The following is a 21,453-nucleotide window of genomic DNA, read 5'->3' on the forward strand; positions in this document are numbered from 1 at the left end:
ACGCTGTTGAGTTCTCAAGGAACGGACGCTTCCTTTGTACTCACCCTCTCGGGCTTTCCTCCGGGCTTCGTTCTTCGTTTCCGACTCTATCAGACCCTTTCGGGCCTGACCCCCAGTCAGCGGGGTTTGTCTTCCGGGCTGTTGGGCCCTTCCGACTCCCGAACTCTAGCGGATTTCCGCGGCGACCGATAATCGGCCTTCGAAAAGAAATTCGGGCATGCCGAATTCGTTCCCGGTGGGAGATCGTGCTGAGTTGGGTGCCGCAACCAGGCGGCGGGATGTGCCGTCGTCAGAACCCTCCGGCTCTGGGACAACTCGAAGAACCTTACGGATCCATGGCGGCCGTGTCAACCCTGCGGGTCAGCTCGGCGACTGCAGGTCTTCGACGCGCTCCAGGAGGCGGGCGAGCATGTCGCCCAGCACCCCCCGCTCCGCGGTGGACAGGTCCTGGAGGAGGTCCTCCTCGAAGACCGTGGCGGCGCGCATCGCGTCGAGCCACTTGCTGCGGCCCTCATCGGTGAGCTCCACGATCACGCGTACGCGGTTGTTCTCGTCCCGCTCGCGGGTGACGAGGCCTTCCGCCGTCATGCGGTCGATCCGGTGGGTCATCGCCGCCGGCGTCAGACCCAGCTGCTTCGCGAGTTCGCTCGGGCCCATCCGGTAAGGGGCGCCGGAGAGGACGAGGGCCTTGAGGACCTCCCACTCGGCATTGCTGATACCCAGGGCCGCGGTCTGGCGTCCGTACGCGACGTTCATGCGGCGGTTCAGGCGGCTCAAGGCCGAGACCACCTTCTCCACCTGCGGGTCGAGGTCCTGGAACTCGCGCTGGTAGACGGCGATCTGCTCGTCGAGGCTCGGCTCGTGGACGGGCGCAGTGCCGTCGGGGGTGTCACCCATGCGTCGAAGTATGGCACGAGCCCATTGGCGTCTAACTCCTTCGATGTGTAGAGTTAAGCATCGAAGTTTAGGTATGAAGTCTTCAGTCTTCAGCTCTCAAAGGCGGGTGAGAAGTGACCAAGGTGATGGGCGCTGCGATGCGGCGGATCCAGGCCGGGAACGCGCTGACCGCGTTCGGCATCGGTTTCACGGTTCCGTTCCTCTACATCTACGTGGCGCAGGTGCGAGGTCTGGGGTCCATGGCCGCCACGAGTGCGTTCGTGGCCTTCGCCCTGGGCGCCCTTGTCGCGCTGCCCCTCACCGGGCGGGTGATCGACCGACGTGGTCCGGTCCCCGTGGTCATCGGCGCCGCCGTCGCCGCCTCGGCGGGCGCGCTCGCGCTCGGGCTCTCCACGGGCGTCGTGCCCATCCTGCTGTCCGCCCTGACCCTGGGCGCCGGCCAGGCCGTGATGCAGCCGGCGCTCGCCACGATGATCGTGTGGTGCTCCACGCCGTCCACCCGGACCCGTGCCTTCGCCCTCCAGTTCTTCATGCAGAACCTGGGCCTGGGCATCGGCGGTCTCATCGGCGGCCAGATCGTCGACGAGAACCGTCCCGCGAGCTTCACCCTGCTGTTCGGCATCGAGGCCGTGATGTTCCTGGTGCTGGCCGGCGTCATCCTCACCGTGAAGATGCCGCACGCGCCGACCATCAAGGACGCCACTCCGAAGGACCCGGCCCAGGCGGGCGGCAGCGGCTGGAAGCGGCTGCTGCAGCACCAGGCCATGGTCAAGCTGCTGGTTCTGGGCTTCGTGATCTTCTTCGCCTGTTACGGGCAGTTCGAGTCGGGTCTCGCCGCCTTCGGTACCGAGGCCGCCGGGATCTCCCCCTCCACGCTGGGCTTCGCACTCGCCGCCAACACCGGCGCGATCGTGCTCGCGCAGTTCGTGGTGCTGCGGCTGGTCGAGAAGCGCCGCCGGTCCCGCGTGATCGCTCTGGTCGGCCTCATCTGGACGGTGGCCTGGGTCATCGCCGGGTTCTCCGGGCTGGGGCACGGCAGCGCGATGATGGCCGCCGCCGCGTTCGTCACCACGTACGCGCTCTTCGGCATCGGCGAGGCCATGCTGTCGCCGACCCTGGCGCCGCTGGTCGCCGATCTGGCGCCGGAGGGCTCGGTGGGCCAGTACAACTCGGCTTTCGCGCTGGTCAAGCAGATGGCGCTGGCGCTGGGACCGCTCGGTGTGCCGCTGGGGGCGGGCGTTCCGATGCTCTACATCGGGATCTTCGTCGTGGTGTCGCTGGGGATCGCCTGGCTGGCGCTGCGCCTCGGCAAGCAGCTGACGCCGGTGCAGGACAATCCCTCGCTGTCCCGGATCGTGGCGCAGGGCGGCCCGGCCCTGACGGCCAAGGGCACGGGTGCCCAGGAGACGACGGTCGCCGAACCCGCCCACGCGTAGGGCTGTAGGCACGTACGGGCGTACGGATGGAGGGAGAAGGCCCCGGTCCTTGTGGATCGGGGCCTTTCGCCTGTCCGGCTGCTTCTCCGCTGCTTCTCCGCTACTTCTCCGGCTGCTTGTCCGGCAGGGCGAACTCGCACCAGACGGCTTTGCCGCCGCCCGGAGTACGGCGGGAGCCCCAGGACGAGGCGATGGTGGCGACGATCGAGATGCCGCGGCCGGTCTCGTCGGCCGGTTCGGCGCGGCGCCGGCGGGGCAGGTGGTCGTCGCCGTCGGTGACCTCGATGATCAGGCGGCGGTCGGTGCGGCGCAGCCGCAGGCGCATGGGCGGGGTGCCGTGCTGGAGGGAGTTCGCGACGAGCTCGCTCGCGGCCAGCACGCCGAGGTCGCACAGTTCGACGGGGAACCGCCAGGAGGCGAGGACGCCCTGGGCGAAGGCGCGGGCGCGGGGGGCCGCTTCGATGCCGCCGAGGAGTTCGAGGGCGGCATTGTGGAAGAGCTCGGCGTCCGCTCCGGTGCGGGCGGGCTGCTGGAGGACCATGACGGCGACGTCGTCGTCGTGGTCGGCGTCGACGCCGAGGGCACGCATCAGCCGGTCGCAGATGACCGCCGGGGTGCCCTGGGCGCCGGACAGGGCGCGTTCCAGGGCGGCGACGCCCTCGTCGATGTCCTCGCCGCGGCGTTCGACCAGGCCGTCGGTGTAGAGGACGGCGGTGGAGCCGGGGCCGAGGGCGATGGTGCCGGAGGTGTGCAGCCAGCCGCCGGTGCCGAGCGGCGGGCCGGTCGGGTCGGCTGCGCGGCGTACGGTGCCGTCCTCGTCCCGGACCAGGATCGGGAGGTGGCCGGCGGAGGCGTACGCGAGGAGGCCCTCGTTGGGGTCGTGGACCGCGTACACGCAGGTGGCGATCTGGCTGGCGTCGATCTCGGCGGCGAGGCCGTCGAGGAGCTGGAGCACCTCGTGCGGCGGCAGGTCGAGACGGGCGTAGGCGCGGACGGCGGTGCGCAGCTGGCCCATGACGGCGGCGGCGCGGACGCCCCGGCCCATGACGTCGCCGATGACGAGCGCGGTACGGCCGGCCCCGAGGGTGATCACGTCGTACCAGTCGCCGCCGACGGCGGCCTCGGTGCCGCCGGGCTGGTAGGTGGCGGCGACGCGGAGGTCGTCGGGCTGTTCCAGCTCCTGCGGGAGGAGGGAGCGCTGGAGGGTGACGGCGGCCTCGCGCTGGCGGCGCTCGCTGGCACGGAGCCGCTCGGCGGCCTCGGCGTGGTCGGTGACGTCGGCGAGGTGGACCAGGACTCCGGTGCGGTGGGGGTCGGGGTCGTTCCCGGTGTCGGTCTTGGGGAACTCCACGGGGGTGCAGGTGACGGTGTAGGAGCTGGTGCCGCCCGGGGCGGTGCGGTTCTTGGCGGTACGGGGCCTGCCGCTGCGCTGGACCTGGTCGAGGAGCGGCAGGAGGCCGAGCTCGCCGAGTTCGGGGAGGGCTTCGTGGGCGGGGGCACCGGTGGTGCGGGGGCCGAAGCCGGCGGTGTAGGCGTCGTTCACGTAGGCGACGCGGTGCTCGGGGCCGTGGACGAGGGCGACGAGGGCCGGGAGCCGGCCGAGCACCTCGCGTACGGAGAGCTCGTCGAGGGAGGGCAGGGTGGTGTGGACGTCCGGCCGCACGGCCTCGGTGCTCCCGGTTCCGGTGGTGGTGCCGGTGGTGGTTCCCGAGTCCGCTCGGGCGGCGGTTCCCGTGCCGGTGCCGGTCCCCGAGACCGTGGGGTCGGCCGGGCGCGCGTCCGCGGGCCGGTCGGTTCCGGGGTCGCCGCGGCCGCCGCGGGCCGCCGGGACGGAGCCTTCGCCCCGCTTGGCCTGGGCTGCGGCGTGTTCGGTCCGGGCAGCTGCGCGGCGCTGCGTTCCGGGAAACCGGGCGCTCCAGCGCGTGAAGTTCACTGCGTTCAAGCCTCGTGGTGTCGCAAGTGGTCGCTGTGTCGCTCGTGGTCGGTTGCTGGACGATGTCACTCTGTGCAGGCGTGAGCCCACCTATGGTCACACGTCCAGTGTGGCCGACCGCACTGACAACGTCAGCCCTGGCTGTCCTGCGGAGGGTTGGGGGCGGGGTGGGGTGGCGGGGTCTTGGGACCGCCGCCTGCGGCCAGTTCGAACTCTGCCCTGGGGTGTTCGAGCGAGCCCAGGGAGACGATCTCACGCTTGAACAGCCCGGAGAGGGTCCATTCGGCGAGAACGCGCATCTTGCGGTTGAAGGTGGGGACCCGGCTGAGGTGGTAGGCGCGGTGCATGAACCAGGCGGGGTAGCCCTTGATCTTGCGGCCGTAGATGTGCGCGACGCCCCTGTGCAGGCCGAGGGAGGCGACGGAGCCGACGTACTTGTGGGCGTACTCGGTGAGGACCTCGCCGCGGAGGGAGGCGATGAGGTTGTCGGCGAGGACCTTGGCCTGGCGGACGGCGTGCTGGGCGTTGGGGGCGCATTCGCGGCCGGGACCCGTGGCGCTCTCCGCGGCGGTGATGTCGGGGACGGCTGCCGCGTCGCCGGCCGCGAAGGCGTGCTCGACGCCTTCGACGGTGAGGAAGGCGGTGCAGGCGAGGCGGCCGCGTTCGTTCGTGGGCAGGTCGGAGGCGGCCAGCACCGGGTGCGGTTTGACGCCGGCGGTCCACACGACGGTCCGGGTGGGGAAGCGGGCGCCGTCGCTGAGGACGGCCACCCTGTTCTCGCAGGACTCCAGGCGGGTCTCCAGGCGGAGGTCGATGTTGCGGCGGCGGAGTTCGCGGACCGTGTACACACCCATCTCGACGCCGACCTCGGGGAGGATCCGGTCGCTGGCCTCGACCAGCACCCACTTCATGTCCTCGGGCTTGATGTTGTGGTAGTACCGCGCCGCGTAGCGGGCCATGTCCTCCAGTTCGGCGAGGGCTTCCACGCCCGCGTACCCGCCTCCGACGAAGACGAAGGTGAGGGCCGCGTCGCGGAGGGCGGGGTCGCGGGTGGAGGAGGCGATGTCCATCTGTTCGATGACGTGGTTGCGCAGGCCGATGGCCTCCTCCACGGTCTTGAACCCGATGGCGTAGTCGGCGAGTCCCGGGACGGGGAGGGTGCGGGAGACGGAGCCCGGCGCGAGGACGAGCTCGTCGTACGCGATCTCCACCGGCCCCGCGCCCTCGTCCTCGGTGGCGAGGGTGGTGACGGTCACGGTCCGCTTGGCGTGGTCGATGCGCTGCGCCTGGCCGATGACGATGCGGCAGGTCTTGAGGACGCGGCGCAGCGGGACCACGACGTGGCGGGGGGAGATCGAGCCCGCGGCGGCTTCGGGGAGGAACGGCTGGTACGTCATGTACGGCTCGGGAGTGAGCACCGTGACCTCGGCTTCCTCCGCTCTGAGCTTCCGCTGGAGCCGGAGGGCCGTGTACATGCCGACGTAGCCGCCGCCGACGATGAGGATGCGCGTCCGGGGCGGGGTGCCGGGGGCCGTGCCCCGGGAGTTAGCAGCCTTCACCACCCCATGACGCAACGTGGCTGGGAGTTTGTCCACAGGCCCGACAAATTGTGTGACCGGAGAGAGTGCCGGGACAGGGCTGTCCCGAGCCTTGAGAGTCGCTTGAAATCCGCAGGTCAGGGGGCGTGGAGGGGGTGATTCTGAGGACATTGGGCGGAAAAATGGGGGTGAATGCTCCGATCGGGCGGTGCTCCGTCCGGGGCTGCCTCTTCTGAATTGACTCTGGCTCAACTATGTTCGTATCTCGTCGAGGAGTAGGACCAGGGCCCTCATGACCATGGCCCCCCTCGACACGAAGGCGGGGAGTGTCTCCGGGGGGAGACAAATGATTACCGGGGGAAACATATGAACATTTCCGATTTCCATGGTTCTGCGACCGCACTCTCGGTCGAGAGCAACGGCCGCATCGTCGCGGGCGGCAGCACCACGCACGGCGTGGGCCGCTCCACGCCGCTGCGGGTAGACGCACAGCGCAACCTCGAACACGTACTGCGCGCGGCCCGTGAGGTCTTCGGCGAGCTGGGCTACGGGGCTCCCATGGAGGACGTGGCTCGGCGCGCGCGCGTCGGCGTCGGCACGGTGTACCGGCGCTTCCCGAGCAAGGACGTCCTGGTCCGGCGGATAGCCGAGGAGGAGACCGCTCGGCTGACCGAGCAGGCCAGGACCGCGCTCGGCCAGGAGGACGAACCGTGGCAGGCGCTCTCGCGCTTCCTGCGCACCTCCGTGGCCTCGGGCGCCGGGCGACTGCTGCCGCCGCAGGTGCTGCGGGTCGGCTCGGCGAGCGAGGACGGCGTCGAGGAGGCGGAGACGGCGAGGGTTCCGCAGCAGCGGCAGGCCGGGGCGGCTCCCGACCTGCGGGTCGTCGGTACGCGGGCTCCGGCCGAGGACGAGCCCTCGGCGGACTCGGGCGCGGGTGCGCTGCTCGAGGTCGTGGGCCGGCTCGTGGACCGTGCCCGGGAGGCCGGCGCACTGCGCGCCGATGTCACCGTGGCCGATGTGCTGCTGGTGATAGCGACGGCGGCGCCGGCGCTTCCGGACCCCGCGCACCAGGCGGCGGCGTCGACCCGGCTGCTCGACATCCTGCTCGAAGGGCTGCGTTCCAGGACCGCGTGAGGTCCTGGAACGTGTGAGGTCCTGCAACGCGTGAGGTCTGATCGCGAGAGCGGCCGGTTCTCCGGCTGTCCGGCCTTTCGAGGCGAGTTCTTCCTCGAAAGGCCGGCGGGCCTCTCCAACGGGTGAGGCACTGCGCGGTGTTGACGTCGCGCTGCCGAACTGTGCCCGGACGGGTGGAAGCGGTGGAGACGGCCCCGGCGTGCGCCCGCCTTGTGACACGCTTGATCGGTGTACCGGTTGAGTGTGTCGTGCGGGGGCTGCCTCGATGGGCGTTGACGGACGGGACGAGCCTTCCGGTGGCGCCGGCGGCGAGGTCGGGGCGGGCAGCCCGCCCGCCCGGCAGGTCCCGGCACAGCGGGAACCGGGAGGACGGCACGCCCGGCCCTCGGGAACCCGTGCCGGTACGGGGGCCCTCGCCGGTCCCGGAAGCGAGGTGCCGCCCTGCGACGCGGACCTGATCGCCTGGATGCGCGGCGGTGACGACGGTGCGTACGAACAGCTGTTCCGCCGTCACGCCGAAGCCGTACGGCGCTACGCGCGGACCTGCTGCAGGGACGGGCACACCGCCGACGACCTGACCGCCGAGGTGTTCGCGCGGACCCTGCAGGCGGTACGGGGCGGGGCGGGGCCGGACCAGTCGGTGCGGGCCTACCTGCTGACCACCGTACGGAGGGTCGCGGCGGCATGGGCGAAGACGGCTAAGCGGGAGCATCTCGTCGAGGACTTCGCGGTGTTCGCCGAGCAGGCGGCCATCGGTACGGAGAGCGGCGCGGGGATCTCCGGCCTGGCCGGGGACGACACCCTGGAACTGGGCGCGGATGTCCGGGCCATGCGGGAGGCCGAGCAGTCGCTGGCCATGCAGGCCTTCCGGAGCCTGCCCGAGCGGTGGCAGGCCGTGCTGTGGCACACCACCGTCGAGGAGGCCTCCCCCAGCGCCATCGCCCCGCTGTTCGGGCTGAGCGCCAACGCGACCGCCGTCCTCGCCCGTAGGGCGCGGGAGGGACTCAAGCAGGCGTACCTGCAGGCCCATGTGAGCTCCGCCCTGAGCGAGGGCGGGGACTGTGCGCGGTTCGCGGACCGGCTCGGCGCGTATGCGCGGGGCGGGCTGCGGATGCGGGCGGAGCGGGGGCTGCGCAAGCACCTGGAGGAGTGCGCGAAGTGCCGGCTGGCCGCCGGGGAGCTCAAGGACGTCAACGCGGGGATTCCGGCGCTGCTTCCGGTCGCGGTCATCGGGTGGTTCGCCGCCGGTTACGCGGCCAAGGCGGCCGGGGTGGTGGCAGGGGGTGCCGTCGCCGCGGGTGGCGCCGGGGCGGCCGCGGCTGCCGCCGGAGGGTCGACCGCCGGGGCCGGGGCCGGTGCGGGGGCCGGTACCGCCGGGACTGCGGGTGCAGGTGCGGCGGGCGGGGCTGCGGGCGGGGCCGGTGGGGCCGGGTCGGGGGCGGGCGGAGCCGTGGTCTCCGAGGGCCTCGGGCTGCCCGCCAAGGCCGCCGTCGCCGCGGGGATCGCCGTCGCCGCGGCCGCCGGGGTGGTGTTCGCCCTGGCCGGGGACGATCCCGAGCCGCAGGCCCGGGCGAAGCCCGCGCCGAGCGCGGCCGTGCCTGCGGTGCCGGAGCTTCCCGTCCCGCCCGCGCCCCGGCCGGTGCCCGTGCAGGAGCCGCCGGCCGCGCGGGGCTCCGTACCGCCGGTGCGGAAGACGTCCCCGTCGCCCTCGGAGCCGGCCGCTCTTGCGCCCCCGCCCTCCTCCTCGGCGCCCGCGTCCCCGGCTCCGTCGCCGAGCCGGGAGAAGCGCGCGCCGAAGCCGACTGCGGCCAGGCCCTCGCCGAAGCCGAGTCCGCCCGCGCCTGCGCAGGGCTTCCAGCTGGCCCGGCTCGGTCACTCGGCCTACGGGGACCACAGCGGGCCCGAGCTGCAGACCTGGCGCAGCAGCTGGGTGTGGCAGCGCTGGGGGCTGGAGGTCGGCGACGGGCGGTTCGCGCAGGGCATCACCGTGAACTCCCGTTCCTCGGTGGAGATCAGGCTGAACCGGCAGTGCACCGCCTTCTCGGCGCGGGCCGGAGTGGACGGCCTGTCGCTGTTCACCGACGGCACCGTGCGGTTCTCCGTGTATGCCGACGGGCAGCGGCTGTGGCGGTCCCGGGCCCTCGGGCTCGGGGATCCGGCCGTGGCCGTGCAGGTCCCGCTGGCCGGGCGTGCGAATCTGCGGCTGGTGGTGGAGCAGGCCGCGCAGGGCAGTCTGCCGACGCTGGCGAGCTGGGCCGATGCCGTGATCCGCTGCAGCTGACCTCAGCGGCCGGGCCCCGCCCCGCCGGGTGCGGCTCTCCTCCGCGGGCCCGTCGGCGAGGCCGCCGACTGCGGCGTCCCTCCTCCGCGGCCGTCCGGGCCCGGGCCCGGCATGTGGCTCGCCGGTCGGGCCGGATCAGCCGGGATCGTCCGGCGCCGTGATCCGCGAGGCCGAGCCCGCGGTCGGGCGGCGCGGAGCGTCGCCGACCGACGAGAACGCCCTGGGCACGGCACCGGACGGGCTGGGCCCCGCCTGACCGGCAAGGCACCTCATGTACGGCCTCTGCGGATCGCGTGGCGTCGGCGGGGCCCGCCCGTAGCGACCGCGCGGCGGCTCAGAGCCCGGCTCGTACCGCCGGGGTGACGGGCGCCCGGCGCGGTCGGTCCGGCCCCGCCCCTGAGACAAGCCGGACCCGGGGACGCGAACTCGGGCCGGGGCGCGCGGGTGGGACGCCCGTAGCTACCGCGCGGCGGTTCCGGGCCCGGCTCGTACCGCCGGGGTGACGGGCGCCCGGCGCGGCCGGTCCGGCCCCCGCTACGGAGGCAAGCCGGACCCGGGGTGCCTGCCGGGCCCCGGGGTGTGTGTCCGGCCGGGGTCAGGAGAGGGCGGGGCGCGGGGTGGGGACGCCCGTGGGGACGGCGCGGCGGCGGGCGGTGCTGGTGCCCGTCCAGCAGGTGCCGCGGCGGGCGAGGAGGCGGCGCAGCCACAGTTCCATCGAGACGAGCTCCGCGAGCCCGTCGAGCGGGACCGGGCGCCCGTCCGCCGCGTCGAGCAGGGCCTGCTGGACGACGCGGGCCTCGATCAGGCCCGCGTCCGCGAGCAGCGGGGAGGCGAAGAGGGACAGCAGCTCGGTCAGGGCGGACCGCAGCCCCAGCCGGGTCGCGGTCTCGTTCGGGGTGTGGGCGGTGGCGCCCCAGCCCGGCGGGAGTTCCCGTACCCCGGCCGAGGACAGGACGCTGCGCAGGATCGCCGCCCGGGCCCCGGGCTGGACGCGCAGGGATTCGGGGAGGGCGCGGGCGGCCCGTACGACCTGGTTGTCCAGGAACGGGGCGTGCAGCCGCTGGCTGCGGACCTCCACGGCCTGCTCGAAGACCCGGTGGTCGGCGGCGTGCCGGGCGAGGACCGAGCGGGCGCGGGCCTCGCCCGGCCGCAGCGACAGCGGCGGGCGCCCGGCGGCGGCGGTGAGGCGGATCGATACTTCCGCCAGGGCCTCCCCGGTCAGCCAGCCCGCCGCCGGGCCCGGGCGGGACCAGGTCAGGGCGGCCAGCGAGGCGTCCACCGGACCGGTCGCCCCTTGGGCGACGCCGCCCTCGCGCAGCCGGGCGGCGGCCGCTTCCATGCCCGCGCGGTACGGCGTACGGGCGAGGCGGCGGGCGGCGGAGTACACGGTCAGCGGCACCAGCAGGGACTCCCCGGAGGCCGAGGCCGAACGGGCCAGGGCGGCCACCGGGCGCAGCAGGTGGCGTCTGCGGCGGTCCATCAGGAGGTCGGCCATGCGGGCCGGGTGCGCGTCGAGGACCTGGCGGGCGCCGTGGCCGGTGAAGTGGTCGGCCGATCCGGCGGCCAGCCGGCGCCGCTCGCGGGCGGCGAAGACCAGGGAGGGGCCGGGTTCGTCGGTGAGGGGGCCGTCGAGCTCCGCGTACGGGAGGGCTTCCTCGGCGGCGGCCACCACGACGTGGTGCAGGCGCGGGTCGGCCGCGATGGCGTGGGCGCGTTCCAGTTCGGCCTCGCGGCCCTGCGGGGTGGCGAGGTCGTTGAAGGTGACGGCCAGCAGCCGGGCGCCGGCGGGGCTCAGGAGGGTGCCCGGGGCCCCGGGCAGACCGGCCGCGAGCAGCGCCAGGGTCGCGGAGGCGCTGCCGCCGGAGAGGTCGGCGCCCACCCCGGGGGCCGGGGCGCCGCGGGCCGCGCGCCGGTCGGCGGGACCCATTCCGGGCACGGGGCCGGGATCGTACGGAGCTGCCGCGCCGGGAGCATGCCGGGGCGCCGTGAGCCGGGCGCGCACGGCGTCGACGAGTGCTTCGCGCACGCCCTCCACCGCGCGCTCGGGATCCGCCTCGGGAGCGGCCACCGCGAGCGAGGCCACCTGTTCGTAGCCGGTGATCTCGCGGGAGCCCTCGCGGAGGATGAGCGCGTGCCCGGGCGGGATCCTGCGGACCCCGGCGTACGGTGTGCCGTCGCCCAGTGCCTCGGGGCTGTCGGGGCAGGCCAGCAGGGCGGCGAGGTGCCCGATGTCGAGCTGCGCCTCGATGAGGTCGGCGAGCGGGAGGGCGGCGGTGGCGTACGCGGTGCCGCTCGCCCAGGGGGTGTAGAAGACGGGCCGGGCGCCCGCCAGGTCGCCGACGACGGTGATCCTGCGGCCGGCCTGGACGACGGCGGTGTAGCTGCCGGACCACTGGGTGAGGTGGCGCAGGGCCCCGCCGCGGGCGGCGTAGAGGGCGCGGCGCAGTTCGGCGTCGGTGGCGCCGCAGCAGCCGAGGACGGCGAGCCGGGTGAAGGGGTCGGCCGGGTCGGCGGTGAGGGTGCGGATCTCGTCGGGGCGCCAGTCGCCGACGGCCCAGAGCGGGTCCGGGTCGCCCCAGAGCAGCTGGGCGCCGACGGGGTGGACGGTGCGCTCGGCGTCCGCGCCGGGGTCGTCGGGATGGGCGGCGTCGGCGATGCCTCCGCGCAGGGGTGCGCCGGGGTCCGCGTACCCGCCGGGGCCGGTGGCCGGGCCCGGTGCCTGGCCGGAGACGCGGCCGGCCGTGCCGAAGCTCGCGGCGATACTGCTCCAACCCACCAACCAGCGCACCGCCGCCTCCCCAGCCTGTGGGCACGTGACCGGGGCACGGGCAGCACGGTCGGCGCTTCGGGCGCGGCCGGCGGGACCCCGGGTGGCTCGGGACCATGCTGCCACGGGACAGGCGTACGAGAGGCGTTAAAGGGGGCGCACGTGCAGAGGAACACGCTGCGGCCACACGGTTTTTGACGTTCCGTTCCCACCGTCCCATAGGTCGCTTTCGGCCATTCTTCGACCGTGCTGAGCGGCGATGCATACCCTCGGCCGACCGCGGGCGGGCGCGGTCCGGGAGGCGGAACCCGCCCCCCGGACCGTTCCGCCACCCGCGGGGATTGAGGCAGCGGCATCCCCCGGCCCACCCGATCCGTGCAGTGGGCCGACCCACGCACCGCACATCGAATCGCCGGGCCCGGGGCCCGGCCAGAGCGCACGGGCGGGCGCACGGCCACACGGGCGGAGCACGCGATGACACGTGCGCCCCGGGGGCGGGCTCCGCCCGGACTGTGCAAACGGACAACAATCCCGCCATACGGAAGTCGGGGCCTTAACGCTTGGGAGGCAGGGAACTACGCTGGGTTTACGAAATGCCGGGCGCCTATGCCCCGGCGGCGTCTGCGTTCCGCGTGTGACGAGGGGTGGCGCATGTCCAGGGAGCTCCGCGAGCCCAATGAGAAGCTCGGCGCCGTCCTCGCCCTCGCGGGCATCAGCAACGCCGGACTGGCCCGCCGGGTCAACGACCTCGGTGCGCAGCGCGGTCTGACGCTTCGTTACGACAAGACCTCGGTCGCCCGGTGGGTGTCGAAGGGGATGGTGCCGCAGGGCGCCGCCCCGCACCTGATCGCCGCCGCCATCGGGGCGAAGCTGGGGCGGCCGGTGCCGCTGCACGAGATCGGACTGGCGGACGCGGATCCCGCGCCGGAGGTCGGCCTGGCCTTCCCGCGGGACGTGGCCGCGGCGGTGCGCTCGGCCACCGATCTCTACCGGCTGGACCTCGTCGGCCGGCGCGGGGGTGGCGGGATCTGGCAGTCGCTCGCCGGCTCCTTCTCCGTATCGGCCTATGCCACGCCCGCTTCGCGCTGGCTGATATCTCCCGCCGACGGCTCGGTGGCGCGCGAACCGGCGGGCCCGGCGCACGGCACCGGCACGGCTCACCGCCCGGCCGGCGGGACCGGCACCGGCGCGGCCCCGGGCGCCGCCGCCGCCGTGCCGCTCCCCGCCCCGCCGGCGCCGGACGTGCCCGCGCGCGAGGCGCCGGCCGCCGCCCAGGGGCCTCCGGCCGCCCCGCAGGGCCGTACGGCAGGGCCGGCGACCGGATCGGCGGGCGGTCTGACGGCTCCGCCGTCCCCCGTCGTGGTCGCGCAGCCTGCCACGGACACGCCGCGCGACCACGGCCAGCGCGTGGGCCACAGTGATGTGGCGAAGTTACGCGAGGCGGCCGAGGACGCCCGCCGCTGGGACTCCAAGTACGGCGGCGGTGACTGGCGTTCCTCGATGGTGCCCGAGTGCCTGCGGGTGGACGCCGCACCGCTGCTGCTGGGCTCCTACACGGACGAGGTGGGCCGCGCACTGTTCGGCGCGACGGCCGAACTGACGCGGCTGGCCGGGTGGATGGCCTTCGACACGGGCCAGCAGGAAGCGGCCCAGCGCTACTACATCCAGGCGCTGCGCCTGGCCCGCGCGGCCGCGGACGTCCCGCTCGGCGGGTACGTACTCGCCTCGATGTCGCTCCAGGCCACCTACCGGGACTTCCCCGACGAGGGCGTGGACCTCGCGCAGGCGGCCGTCGAGCGCAACCGCGGCCTGGCCACCGCCCGCACCATGAGCTTCTTCCGGCTCGTCGAGGCGCGGGCGCACGCGAAGGCCGGCGACCCGGTGGCCGCCGGGGCGGCGCTGCGGGCGGCGGAGGGCTGGCTGGAGCGGGCACGGGAGGGCGATCCGGATCCGACCTGGCTGGGTTTCTACTCGTACGACCGTTTCGCGGCGGATGCGGCGGAATGCTACCGGGACCTCAACCTCCCCCGGCAGGTGCGCCGCTTCACCGAGCAGGCCCTTTCCCGCCCGACCGAGGAGTACGTGCGCTCGCACGGGCTGCGCCTGGTGGTGAGCGCGGTCGCGGAGCTGGAGTCGGGGAACCTCGACGCGGCGTGCGCGGCGGGCACCCGGGCGGTGGAGGTGGCGGGCCGGATCTCCTCGGCGCGGACGAACGAGTACGTACGGGACCTGCTGCACCGGCTGGAACCGTACGGGGACGAGCCGCGCGTCGCGGAGCTCCGCGAGCGGGCCCGGCCGCTGCTGGTGACGCCCGCGTAGGAGGCCTGGGTCAGGCCGAGCACGGGCCCGGGCCCGGCCGGACCGGCAGGGCGCCCCCGCAGGCCGGTCGGCCCCGCGTGGCCGCCCTGTCGGTGGCGGGGTGCAGTATGCAGGGGTGGAAGGTGGCGGTAGAAACAGGCTGGGCGGCGTGGGACGTGTGGACGGCATGCGCGGCGCGGGCGCGAAGATCGGCGGGGGCGGTGTGATCGGCGCGGGCGGCGTGGACTGCGATGTGCTGGTGGTCGGCGGCGGGATCGTCGGCCTGTCGACGGCGCACGCCCTGTCGCGCCTCGCCCCGGGCACCCGGGTGGTCGTCCTGGAGAAGGAGGCCGGCCCGGCCCGCCACCAGACGGGCCGCAACAGCGGGGTGATCCACAGCGGCATCTACTACCGCCCCGGATCGCTCAAGGCGCGCTTCGCGGTGCGCGGCGCCGCCGAGATGATCAAGTTCTGCGCGGAGCACGGGATCCCGCACGAGGTGACGGGCAAGCTGATCGTCGCCACCGAGCGGGCGGAGCTGCCGCGGCTGCACGCCCTGGTCCAGCGCGGCCGGGAGAACGGCATTCCGGTGCGCGAGCTGGGGCCGGCCCAGATCGCCGAGTTCGAGCCGGAGGTGCGGGGCCTCGCCGCGATCCACGTCGGCACCACGGGAATCGTGGACTACGGCCGGGTGAGCGCCCAGCTGGCGGAGTCCTCGGGCGCGGAGATCGTCTACGGCGGCGCGGTGGACCTGATCTCGCGGCGCCCCTCGGCGGTGGCGGTCCGCACCACGTCCGGCCTGGTCGTGAAGGCCCGGGTGCTGGTGAACTGCGCGGGCCTGCAGTGCGACCGGATCGCCCGCCTGGCCGGTGACGACCCGGGCATGCGGATCATCCCCTTCCGGGGTGAGTACTACGACCTGGACCGGCCCGAGCTGGTGCGGGGACTGGTGTACCCGGTGCCCGACCCCGCGTTCCCCTTCCTCGGGGTGCACCTGACCCGGGGCATCGGCGGCGGCGTCCACGTCGGGCCGAACGCGGTCCCGGCGCTGGCCCGGGAGGGCTACGGCTGGGGCACGGTGCGCCCCCGTGACATCGCCTCGGAGCTGGCCTGGCCCGGGTCCTGGCGGATGGCCGCGCGGCACTGGCGGTACGGGGCGGGCGAGATCCACCGCTCCCTGTCGAAGCAGGCCTTCACCCGGGCCGTACGCCGCCTGCTGCCCGCCGTCACCCCGGCGGACCTGCGTCCCGCCGCGGCCGGGGTCCGGGCGCAGGCCGTGCTGCGCGACGGCACCCTGGTGGACGACTTCCTGATCAAGGACGCCCCGCGGACGGTCCACGTGCTCAACGCCCCTTCCCCGGCGGCGACCGCCTCGCTCCCGATCGGCCGCGAGATCGCCTCCCGGGCCCTGCGGACCCTCGGCTCGTCCTGAGCGGTACCGGGCCCGGCGGCTGCGGACGCACCGCCGCGCGGAGCCGGGCAACGCCGCGTGGACCCGGGCACCGGCCGCGGGTCCGGGGCCGCTCCCCGGGGGCGCGGGCCGCGCTGCCCGGCACCGCGCGCGCGACGGCGCCCCGACCCCCCGTCGTAGAATCAGCGCATTGTGTCTGAGTCCCTGAATCCCCAGCCGCCCAGCCTCCCGGACGCCGCGCCGGAGGCATCTGCGTACGTGCCGCCCAAGTGGCGGACCGAGCCCCGGTTCCCCGACGGGCCCGCGCCCGATCCGGCCGGGTCGCACCACGAGCGGCGGATCCGGAGCTTCCAGCCCAGGCGGAGCCGGGTCACCACCGGCCAGGGCGAGGCCCTGAAGCGTCTGTGGGGCACGTGGGGCCTGGACATCGACGGCCACGAGGTCATCGACCTGAAGGCGCTCTTCGACGGCCTCCCCGTGGTGCTGGAGATCGGCTTCGGCATGGGCGAGGCCACCGCGCAGATGGCCGCCGCCGACCCGGGCACCGGCATCCTCGCCGCGGACGTGCACACCCCCGGCCAGGGGAACCTCCTCGCCCTCGCCGAGCGGGGCGGGATGACCAACGTCCGCGTGGCCAACGGCGACGCGATCATCCTGCTCCGCGAGATGCTGCCGCCGGACTCGCTGGCCGGGATGCGGGTGTACTTCCCGGACCCGTGGCCGAAGGCCCGCCACCACAAGCGGCGGCTGATCCAGCCCGAGTTCCTCACCCTGGCCGCGACCCGGCTGGCGCCCGGCGCCGTGCTGCACTGCGCGACCGACTGGGAGCCGTACGCCGAGCAGATGCTCGAAGTGCTCACCGCCCACCCGGACTTCGAGAACACCCAGCCCGGCGGCGGGTACTCCCCGCGTCCCGACTTCCGGCCGCTGACCCGCTTCGAGGGCCAGGGGCTCGACAAGGGCCACGTCGTACACGACTTGCTCTTCCGTCGCGTGGAGAACTGACAACGTCACCGCGCGTATCGGAGCCGCTCGGTAGGGTCATGGGGTGTTCCGAGCGCTCCCAGGTGTGCTCGCACGTCCGTCGGGCCCGGTCCCCACGCGCGTGCTCGTCGTCCTGCTCGCCGTGCTGGCCGTATCGGGTCTGTGGATCCTCGAACTCGTGCGGGAACAGACCGGCACCCCCGGCTTCTTCGTCGGACTCGGCCTGGCCCTGCTGCCGGTGCCGCCGCTCATGGCGGCCTTCCGGTGGCTGGGCAGGGCCGTGCCCTCGCCCTGGCCGCAGCTGCTGTTCTGCTTCGGCTGGGGGGCCTGCACCGCGGCGCTGATCGCCATACTGGCCAACAGCTTCGCCACCGAGTGGATAGCCGCGGCCACCGCCGATCCCTCGGACGCCGACCAGCTCGGCTCGGTGGCGATCGCCCCGGTGGTCGAGGAGAGCGCCAAGGCGGCCGCCCTGCTGCTGGTGTTCGCGTTCCGAAGACGCCAGTTCACCGGCCCCGCCGACGGTTTCGTGCTGGCCGGTTTCACCGCGACCGGCTTCGCCTTCACCGAGAACATCCTCTACCTCGGCAACGCCTTCGGCGAGGACCTGGCCGAGGGCACCGGCGTCCTGGACTCGGTGACGGCGGCGACCTTCTTCGTACGGGTCGTGGTGTCGCCCTTCGCCCACCCGCTGTTCACGGTCCTCACCGGACTGGGCCTCGGCGCCGCCGCGCTCAGCGCGCGCCGGTCGGGCAGGATCGGCCTGCCGCTGCTGGGACTGGCGCTGGCCATGGGCCTGCACGCGCTGTGGAACGGCTCCTCGCGGCTGGGGGAGTACGGCTTCTACGTGGTCTACGGCTGCGTCATGGTCCCGGTGTTCGGGCTGCTGGTGTACGCGGCCGTGCGGATACGGCGCGGGCGGCTGCGGGCCGTCGCGGCGGAGCTGGCGGTGTACGCGGCCGCGGGCTGGTTCAGCCGGGCCGAGGTGCCCGCCCTGGCGTCGATGCCGGCCCTGTCACTGGCCCGCGCACTGGCGCGGCGCAGCGGGGGCCGGGCGGCGGGCCGGACGGTCGGCCTGTACGCGGCGGACGCGGCCGCGCTGGCCCTGCTGCGCCACCGGGCGCGCCGGGGCGGGCCGGGGCAGGAGCCCGACTTCGCCGGGCAGGAGCGGGAGTTGCTGCACCGGCTCTGGCCGCGCAGGGCCACCGCGGCCCCGGCGCTGGCCCGGGCGGCGGTGCTGGAGGAGCTGCTGCCGCCGTGGTTCGACCCCTTGGAGCGGGTGCCGGGCACGGGCCCGGGCCGGGGCGGCGGGGGTGCACCGGCCGGCGTGCCGGAGCCCAGGCAGGCGGAGCCGGGGTTCGCGGAGCCGGGGCTTGCGGAGGCTAGACGTTCAGGCCCTTGGAGTTCAGCCACGCCAGCGGGTCCATCGTCGAACCGCCCTTGCGCACTTCCAGGTGGAGATGTGCGCCGGTGACGTTGCCCGTGGCCCCGACGCGGCCGATGGTCTCGCCCGCGGCGACCGGGCCGGAGGTCACCGCCATGGAGGAGAGGTGGCAGTACCAGATCTCCGTACCGTCCTCCAGCTCCAGCACGATGCGGTAGCCGTACGCCCCGGACCAGCCCGCCGAGGTGATCTTTCCTGCGCCCACGGCCTTGACGGGGGTTCCGGTGGGGGCGGCGAAGTCGAGGCCGGTGTGGTGGCCCGAGGACCACATGGAGCCGGAGGCGCCGTAGTGCGAGGTGAGGGTGTAGGCGGAGGTCGGCAGGTACCAGGAGCCGGCCTGCTTGGCGAGGCGCTCCTTCTCGGCCTTGGCCTCGGCGGCTTCCTGCGCGGCCTTGGCCTCCTGGGCGGCCTTCTCCTCGGCCTTCGCCGCGGCGTCCTCGGCCGCCTTGCGCGCCGCCTCCAGCTTGTCCTTGGCCTCCTGGGCCGCGGCCTCATGGGCGGCCCGCTCGGCTTCCGCCCGGGCCGTGGCCTCGGCGGCGTCCTGCTGGGACTCGGCCTGCTGGAGGATGCGGTTGCGCAGCACCTCTCCGGCGTCCGCCGCTCCGTCGGCCTGGCGCGGGATGATGCCGGTCCGGGCGGCGGCCGCTCCGGCGCCGTCCGCGTGCTGCACGTTGTCGTCCGGGGCGTCGCCGCCGAGCAGCGCGGGCATGTCCGACAGGGAGGGCATGGATATCGCGACCTGGGGCCGGTCCTGGGCGGTGGCGATGCCGCCCGCTCCCACCGCCGCGATGACGCCCACGCCGAGGACCGTGGAGCTGCGGGCGAGTCCACCGCGGGGCTTGGCCACGCGGTGCTTGCCGCGGACCGGGCGGACCGAGTCCTCGGTGGGGTTCCACTCGCCCCAGGCGCCGGCCGTGGGCGGCTCCTGGATCTCGGTGCCTTCACGGGCAGGCAAGTTGGAGGCCACCGGGGCACACTCCTCATGGACATGCACGCGCACGGCGCCGTCTCTGACGACGGCTGGGACGACCGCACTGCGTTATCGAAAGGTAATAGACACGGGGGAATGATTCCAAGCTGTTGCGCTTGATCGTTCCCACCAATCGGCCACTGTCTGACTGGCTTTGGCCTGGCCTTTTCATGCGGAACAGGGGTCAAGGCGGGCAAAACTCAAGCTTCACCCCCACCCCTTCAGCCACACCTGGAAAATGACGACCTGTCACGGTCCTTGCGGAACGCTGCCTCTCACTCACGCACCGTCACTCCCCGGCGCCCGGCCCACGACCGGGACCGTGCGCCGCCGCTCCGGCTGCCCCTCCCCCGGCCTGCCGACCGCGAGGAGCGCCATGTCGTCCGTCGCCCCGCCGCCCGTATGCCGGCGCACATCGCTGCTGAGCGCGCTGAGCAGTTCCTGCGGCCCCGGGAAGACCCGCCCGCGCAGCCGGTCCGCCGGCTGGTAGAAGACCCCGGCCCGGTCCCGGGCCTCGGTCAGGCCGTCGGTGTACAGCAGCAGGGTGGCTCCGGCCGGGAAGCCCCACTCCTCGGCCCGGTCCGGCCAGACCCCCAGCTCGCCCATGCCGAGCGGCAGCGCGGGCTCCCCCGGGGCGAGGACCGCCAGCCGCCCGTCCCCGTGCAGCAGCAGCGGCTCGGGGTGGCCCCGGTTCAGCAGCCGCAGCACCCCCACCCCCGTCCCGGACGGGATCTCCCCGAGCACGCACGTGATGAACCCCTCCACCGCGTCCAGGCTGTCGCGGCGTACGCCTTCCCGGGCCAGGGCGCGCTCCAGCCGCCGCGCGACGCACTCCAGCGTCGGCTCGGTCTCCGCCGCCTCCCGGAAGGCCCCCAGGACCACGGCGACGGCCTCGACCGCCCCCAGCCCCTTGCCCCGTACGTCCCCCACCGCGAGCCGCACGCCGTACGGGGTGTCCTGGACGGCGTACAGGTCCCCGCCGATGAAGGCGTCGGCCTGCGCGGCCTCGTACCAGGCGGAGACGTGCAGACCCGCGATCCGCTCGGCGGGCGTCGGCAGCACCGCCCGCTGCGCGGCCTCGGCGATGCCGCGCGCGGAGGCCAGCCGCTCGCCGCTGCGCCGGACCACCCGGTTGATCAGCAGCGCCAGCCCGGAGACCGTCATGACGGTGACCAGCTCGGTCAGCGCCTCGACCTCCCAGGTGGTGCCGTTCAGGGCGTGCAGCAGGACCACGGCGAGCGAGGCGAGCAGACCGGTCAGGGCCGTGGCCCGCAGGGTGGACAAGGGTGCGGCGATCAACGGGGCCGCCGAGAAGAAGGGCGATCCGGTGAAGCTCGGCGGTGTCAGCAGGTCGAAGACGAGCCCCAGCACGATCAGTACGCCGGGCAGGACCCGGACCACCTGCCGGGCAGCACCGCTGCCGGCAGCCCGGCCGTCGCTGCCGGCGCTTCCGCCGTTGTCCCGCCCGCCCGACCCCACCACGCCGCTCTCCTGCCGCCCGGTCCCGCGCATGGGTGCGGGCCTCCGCCGCCTCGCCCCACCAGGCTGGCGGCGGCGTGGACGTACGGCGAGCCGGCGGACGCCGACCGGGTGAGGAGTGAGGGAGGGGGACGAACGACGAAGGCCCGGTTCTCCCACAGGAGAACCGGGCCTTCGTACGGAGTAGCGGGGGCAGGATTTGAACCTACGACCTCTGGGTTATGAGCCCAGCGAGCTACCGAGCTGCTCCACCCCGCGTCGGTAAACCCAACTCTACGTCATCCCGGGGGAGCCCTCCGCCAATTAACCTCCCCGGCCTCTCCAGAACTGACATCACCGCAGGTCAGAGGCGGTAAAACCCGATTCGGAGGCCGCTGCGTCCGGACCGCCGGAGTCGTCGGCTCCGGCGCTGCGCCCCGCACCGGGGGCGAGGCCGTCGGTATCTTTCGCAGCCACGGAGGTACGACGGCACCGCCCGCACCCGGGCGCTCGGGACGGTCCTGGGGGTCTGCGGCCCTGGCGCGGTGCCGGGAGGCTGGCCTGAGCCGCCTGACGGGCCGTTGGGGCCGTCCCTACCCGTGGACCGGCCCGGAACGACCGAGCGCCCCGTCTGGCCGAAACCGGACGGGGCGCTGGGGCCAGGCGGGGCATCGCCCCGGCCTGTGAGCGGTAGGCCATGTCGGACTCGAACCGACAACCAACGGATTAAAAGTCCGCTGCTCTGCCAATTGAGCTAATGGCCCTCCACGTGCTCACCCCAGAGCATAGCCGGAGAGCGCCCGTCAGCCGATCGGGTATCGAGTGACCGGCCTGTCGTGGTGAGTTCGGGCACGCCGGCGGATCCCGGCCGGCGCGGCGGCACGGCGAAGGGCCCGTACGAC

13 protein-coding genes and 2 tRNA genes are annotated in these 21,453 nt (G+C 74.1%); 7 read left to right on the forward strand and 8 right to left on the reverse strand.

The window, feature by feature from the left end; all coding sequences use genetic code 11:
* Positions 1-360: 360 nt before the first annotated feature.
* Positions 361-897 (reverse strand): MarR family winged helix-turn-helix transcriptional regulator, encoded by a 537-nt coding sequence (locus ACFWUZ_RS10465; protein ID WP_384370339.1) that lies wholly within the window; start codon positions 895-897, stop codon positions 361-363.
* A 125-nt stretch (positions 898-1,022) separates the two neighbouring features.
* On the opposite strand from ACFWUZ_RS10465, the gene ACFWUZ_RS10470 reads away from it, so the two are divergent.
* Positions 1,023-2,333, forward strand: a complete 1,311-nt coding sequence (locus ACFWUZ_RS10470) for an MFS transporter (protein WP_384370840.1) — start codon at positions 1,023-1,025, stop codon at positions 2,331-2,333.
* Positions 2,334-2,433: 100 nt separating this feature from the next.
* Here the strand turns inward: ACFWUZ_RS10470 and ACFWUZ_RS10475 are convergent, their stop codons facing one another.
* Complete coding sequence (locus ACFWUZ_RS10475; RefSeq protein WP_384370842.1) at positions 2,434-4,266, reverse strand: SpoIIE family protein phosphatase; 1,833 nt, start codon at positions 4,264-4,266, stop codon at positions 2,434-2,436.
* 131 nt (positions 4,267-4,397) lie between these two features.
* Positions 4,398-5,828 (reverse strand): NAD(P)/FAD-dependent oxidoreductase, encoded by a 1,431-nt coding sequence (locus ACFWUZ_RS10480; RefSeq protein ID WP_384370342.1) that lies wholly within the window; start codon positions 5,826-5,828, stop codon positions 4,398-4,400.
* 342 nt (positions 5,829-6,170) lie between these two features.
* Here ACFWUZ_RS10480 and ACFWUZ_RS10485 point away from each other — a divergent pair, with 342 nt between their 5' ends.
* Both ACFWUZ_RS10485 and ACFWUZ_RS10490 read left to right on the forward strand, forming a co-directional pair.
* Complete coding sequence (locus ACFWUZ_RS10485; protein WP_384370345.1) at positions 6,171-6,938, forward strand: TetR/AcrR family transcriptional regulator; 768 nt, start codon at positions 6,171-6,173, stop codon at positions 6,936-6,938.
* Positions 6,939-7,203: 265 nt separating this feature from the next.
* On the forward strand, positions 7,204-9,219 hold the full coding sequence (locus tag ACFWUZ_RS10490; RefSeq protein ID WP_384370348.1) for a sigma-70 family RNA polymerase sigma factor: 2,016 nt from the start codon (positions 7,204-7,206) through the stop codon (positions 9,217-9,219).
* A gap of 595 nt (positions 9,220-9,814) precedes the next feature.
* Here the strand turns inward: ACFWUZ_RS10490 and ACFWUZ_RS10495 are convergent.
* Positions 9,815-12,007 carry an asparagine synthase-related protein gene (locus ACFWUZ_RS10495; RefSeq protein WP_384370351.1) on the reverse strand — a complete coding sequence of 731 codons (2,193 nt, stop codon included), beginning with the start codon at positions 12,005-12,007 and terminating at the stop codon, positions 9,815-9,817.
* A 630-nt stretch (positions 12,008-12,637) separates the two neighbouring features.
* Here ACFWUZ_RS10495 and ACFWUZ_RS10500 point away from each other — a divergent pair.
* The 4 genes from ACFWUZ_RS10500 (at position 12,638) to ACFWUZ_RS10515 (ending at position 18,153) form a co-directional block, all read left to right on the forward strand.
* Positions 12,638-14,305, forward strand: a complete 1,668-nt coding sequence (locus tag ACFWUZ_RS10500) for a sporulation protein (protein ID WP_384370354.1) — start codon at positions 12,638-12,640, stop codon at positions 14,303-14,305.
* Positions 14,306-14,471: 166 nt separating this feature from the next.
* Positions 14,472-15,716, forward strand: a complete 1,245-nt coding sequence (gene lhgO, locus ACFWUZ_RS10505) for an L-2-hydroxyglutarate oxidase (protein ID WP_384370844.1) — start codon at positions 14,472-14,474, stop codon at positions 15,714-15,716.
* A 171-nt stretch (positions 15,717-15,887) separates the two neighbouring features.
* Positions 15,888-16,700 carry a tRNA (guanosine(46)-N7)-methyltransferase TrmB gene (gene trmB, locus ACFWUZ_RS10510; protein ID WP_384370358.1) on the forward strand — a complete coding sequence of 271 codons (813 nt, stop codon included), beginning with the start codon at positions 15,888-15,890 and terminating at the stop codon, positions 16,698-16,700.
* 64 nt (positions 16,701-16,764) lie between these two features.
* A complete protein-coding gene (locus ACFWUZ_RS10515; RefSeq protein WP_384370846.1) occupies positions 16,765-18,153 on the forward strand; it encodes a PrsW family intramembrane metalloprotease in 1,389 nt (462 codons plus the stop codon).
* Here the strand turns inward: ACFWUZ_RS10515 and ACFWUZ_RS10520 are convergent.
* The 4 genes from ACFWUZ_RS10520 to ACFWUZ_RS10535 all read right to left on the reverse strand — a co-directional run bounded on the left by ACFWUZ_RS10520 (position 18,062) and on the right by ACFWUZ_RS10535 (position 21,315).
* The gene (locus tag ACFWUZ_RS10520) at positions 18,062-19,090 is read right to left on the reverse strand and encodes a M23 family metallopeptidase (protein WP_384370361.1); all 1,029 of its coding nucleotides are present in this window, start codon (positions 19,088-19,090) and stop codon (positions 18,062-18,064) included. The two genes, ACFWUZ_RS10515 and ACFWUZ_RS10520, sit on opposite strands and share 92 nt — an antisense overlap.
* Positions 19,091-19,372: 282 nt before the next feature.
* The gene (locus ACFWUZ_RS10525; RefSeq protein WP_384370364.1) at positions 19,373-20,605 is read right to left on the reverse strand and encodes a PP2C family protein-serine/threonine phosphatase; all 1,233 of its coding nucleotides are present in this window, start codon (positions 20,603-20,605) and stop codon (positions 19,373-19,375) included.
* A gap of 151 nt (positions 20,606-20,756) precedes the next feature.
* A tRNA-Met gene (locus ACFWUZ_RS10530) sits at positions 20,757-20,830 on the reverse strand.
* Positions 20,831-21,242: 412 nt separating this feature from the next.
* Positions 21,243-21,315: transfer RNA gene (locus ACFWUZ_RS10535), tRNA-Lys, on the reverse strand.
* Positions 21,316-21,453 lie beyond the last annotated feature (138 nt).

The sequence above is a fragment of the Streptomyces sp. NPDC058646 genome (assembly GCF_042716875.1).
Taxonomy (GTDB): Bacteria; Actinomycetota; Actinomycetes; order Streptomycetales; family Streptomycetaceae; genus Streptomyces.

What these genes read in the sequence shown, in the direction of transcription:
- ACFWUZ_RS10465 (WP_384370339.1), bottom strand. Translation starts at nt 897, where the DNA reads ATGGGTGACACCCCCGACGGCACTGCGCCCGTCCACGAGCCGAGCCTC.
- ACFWUZ_RS10470 (WP_384370840.1), top strand. Translation starts at nt 1,023, where the DNA reads ATGGGCGCTGCGATGCGGCGGATCCAGGCCGGGAACGCGCTGACCGCG.
- ACFWUZ_RS10485 (WP_384370345.1), top strand. Translation starts at nt 6,171, where the DNA reads ATGAACATTTCCGATTTCCATGGTTCTGCGACCGCACTCTCGGTCGAG.
- ACFWUZ_RS10490 (WP_384370348.1), top strand. Translation starts at nt 7,204, where the DNA reads ATGGGCGTTGACGGACGGGACGAGCCTTCCGGTGGCGCCGGCGGCGAG.
- ACFWUZ_RS10500 (WP_384370354.1), top strand. Translation starts at nt 12,638, where the DNA reads ATGTCCAGGGAGCTCCGCGAGCCCAATGAGAAGCTCGGCGCCGTCCTC.
- lhgO (WP_384370844.1), top strand. Translation starts at nt 14,472, where the DNA reads ATGCGCGGCGCGGGCGCGAAGATCGGCGGGGGCGGTGTGATCGGCGCG.
- ACFWUZ_RS10525 (WP_384370364.1), bottom strand. Translation starts at nt 20,605, where the DNA reads ATGCGCGGGACCGGGCGGCAGGAGAGCGGCGTGGTGGGGTCGGGCGGG.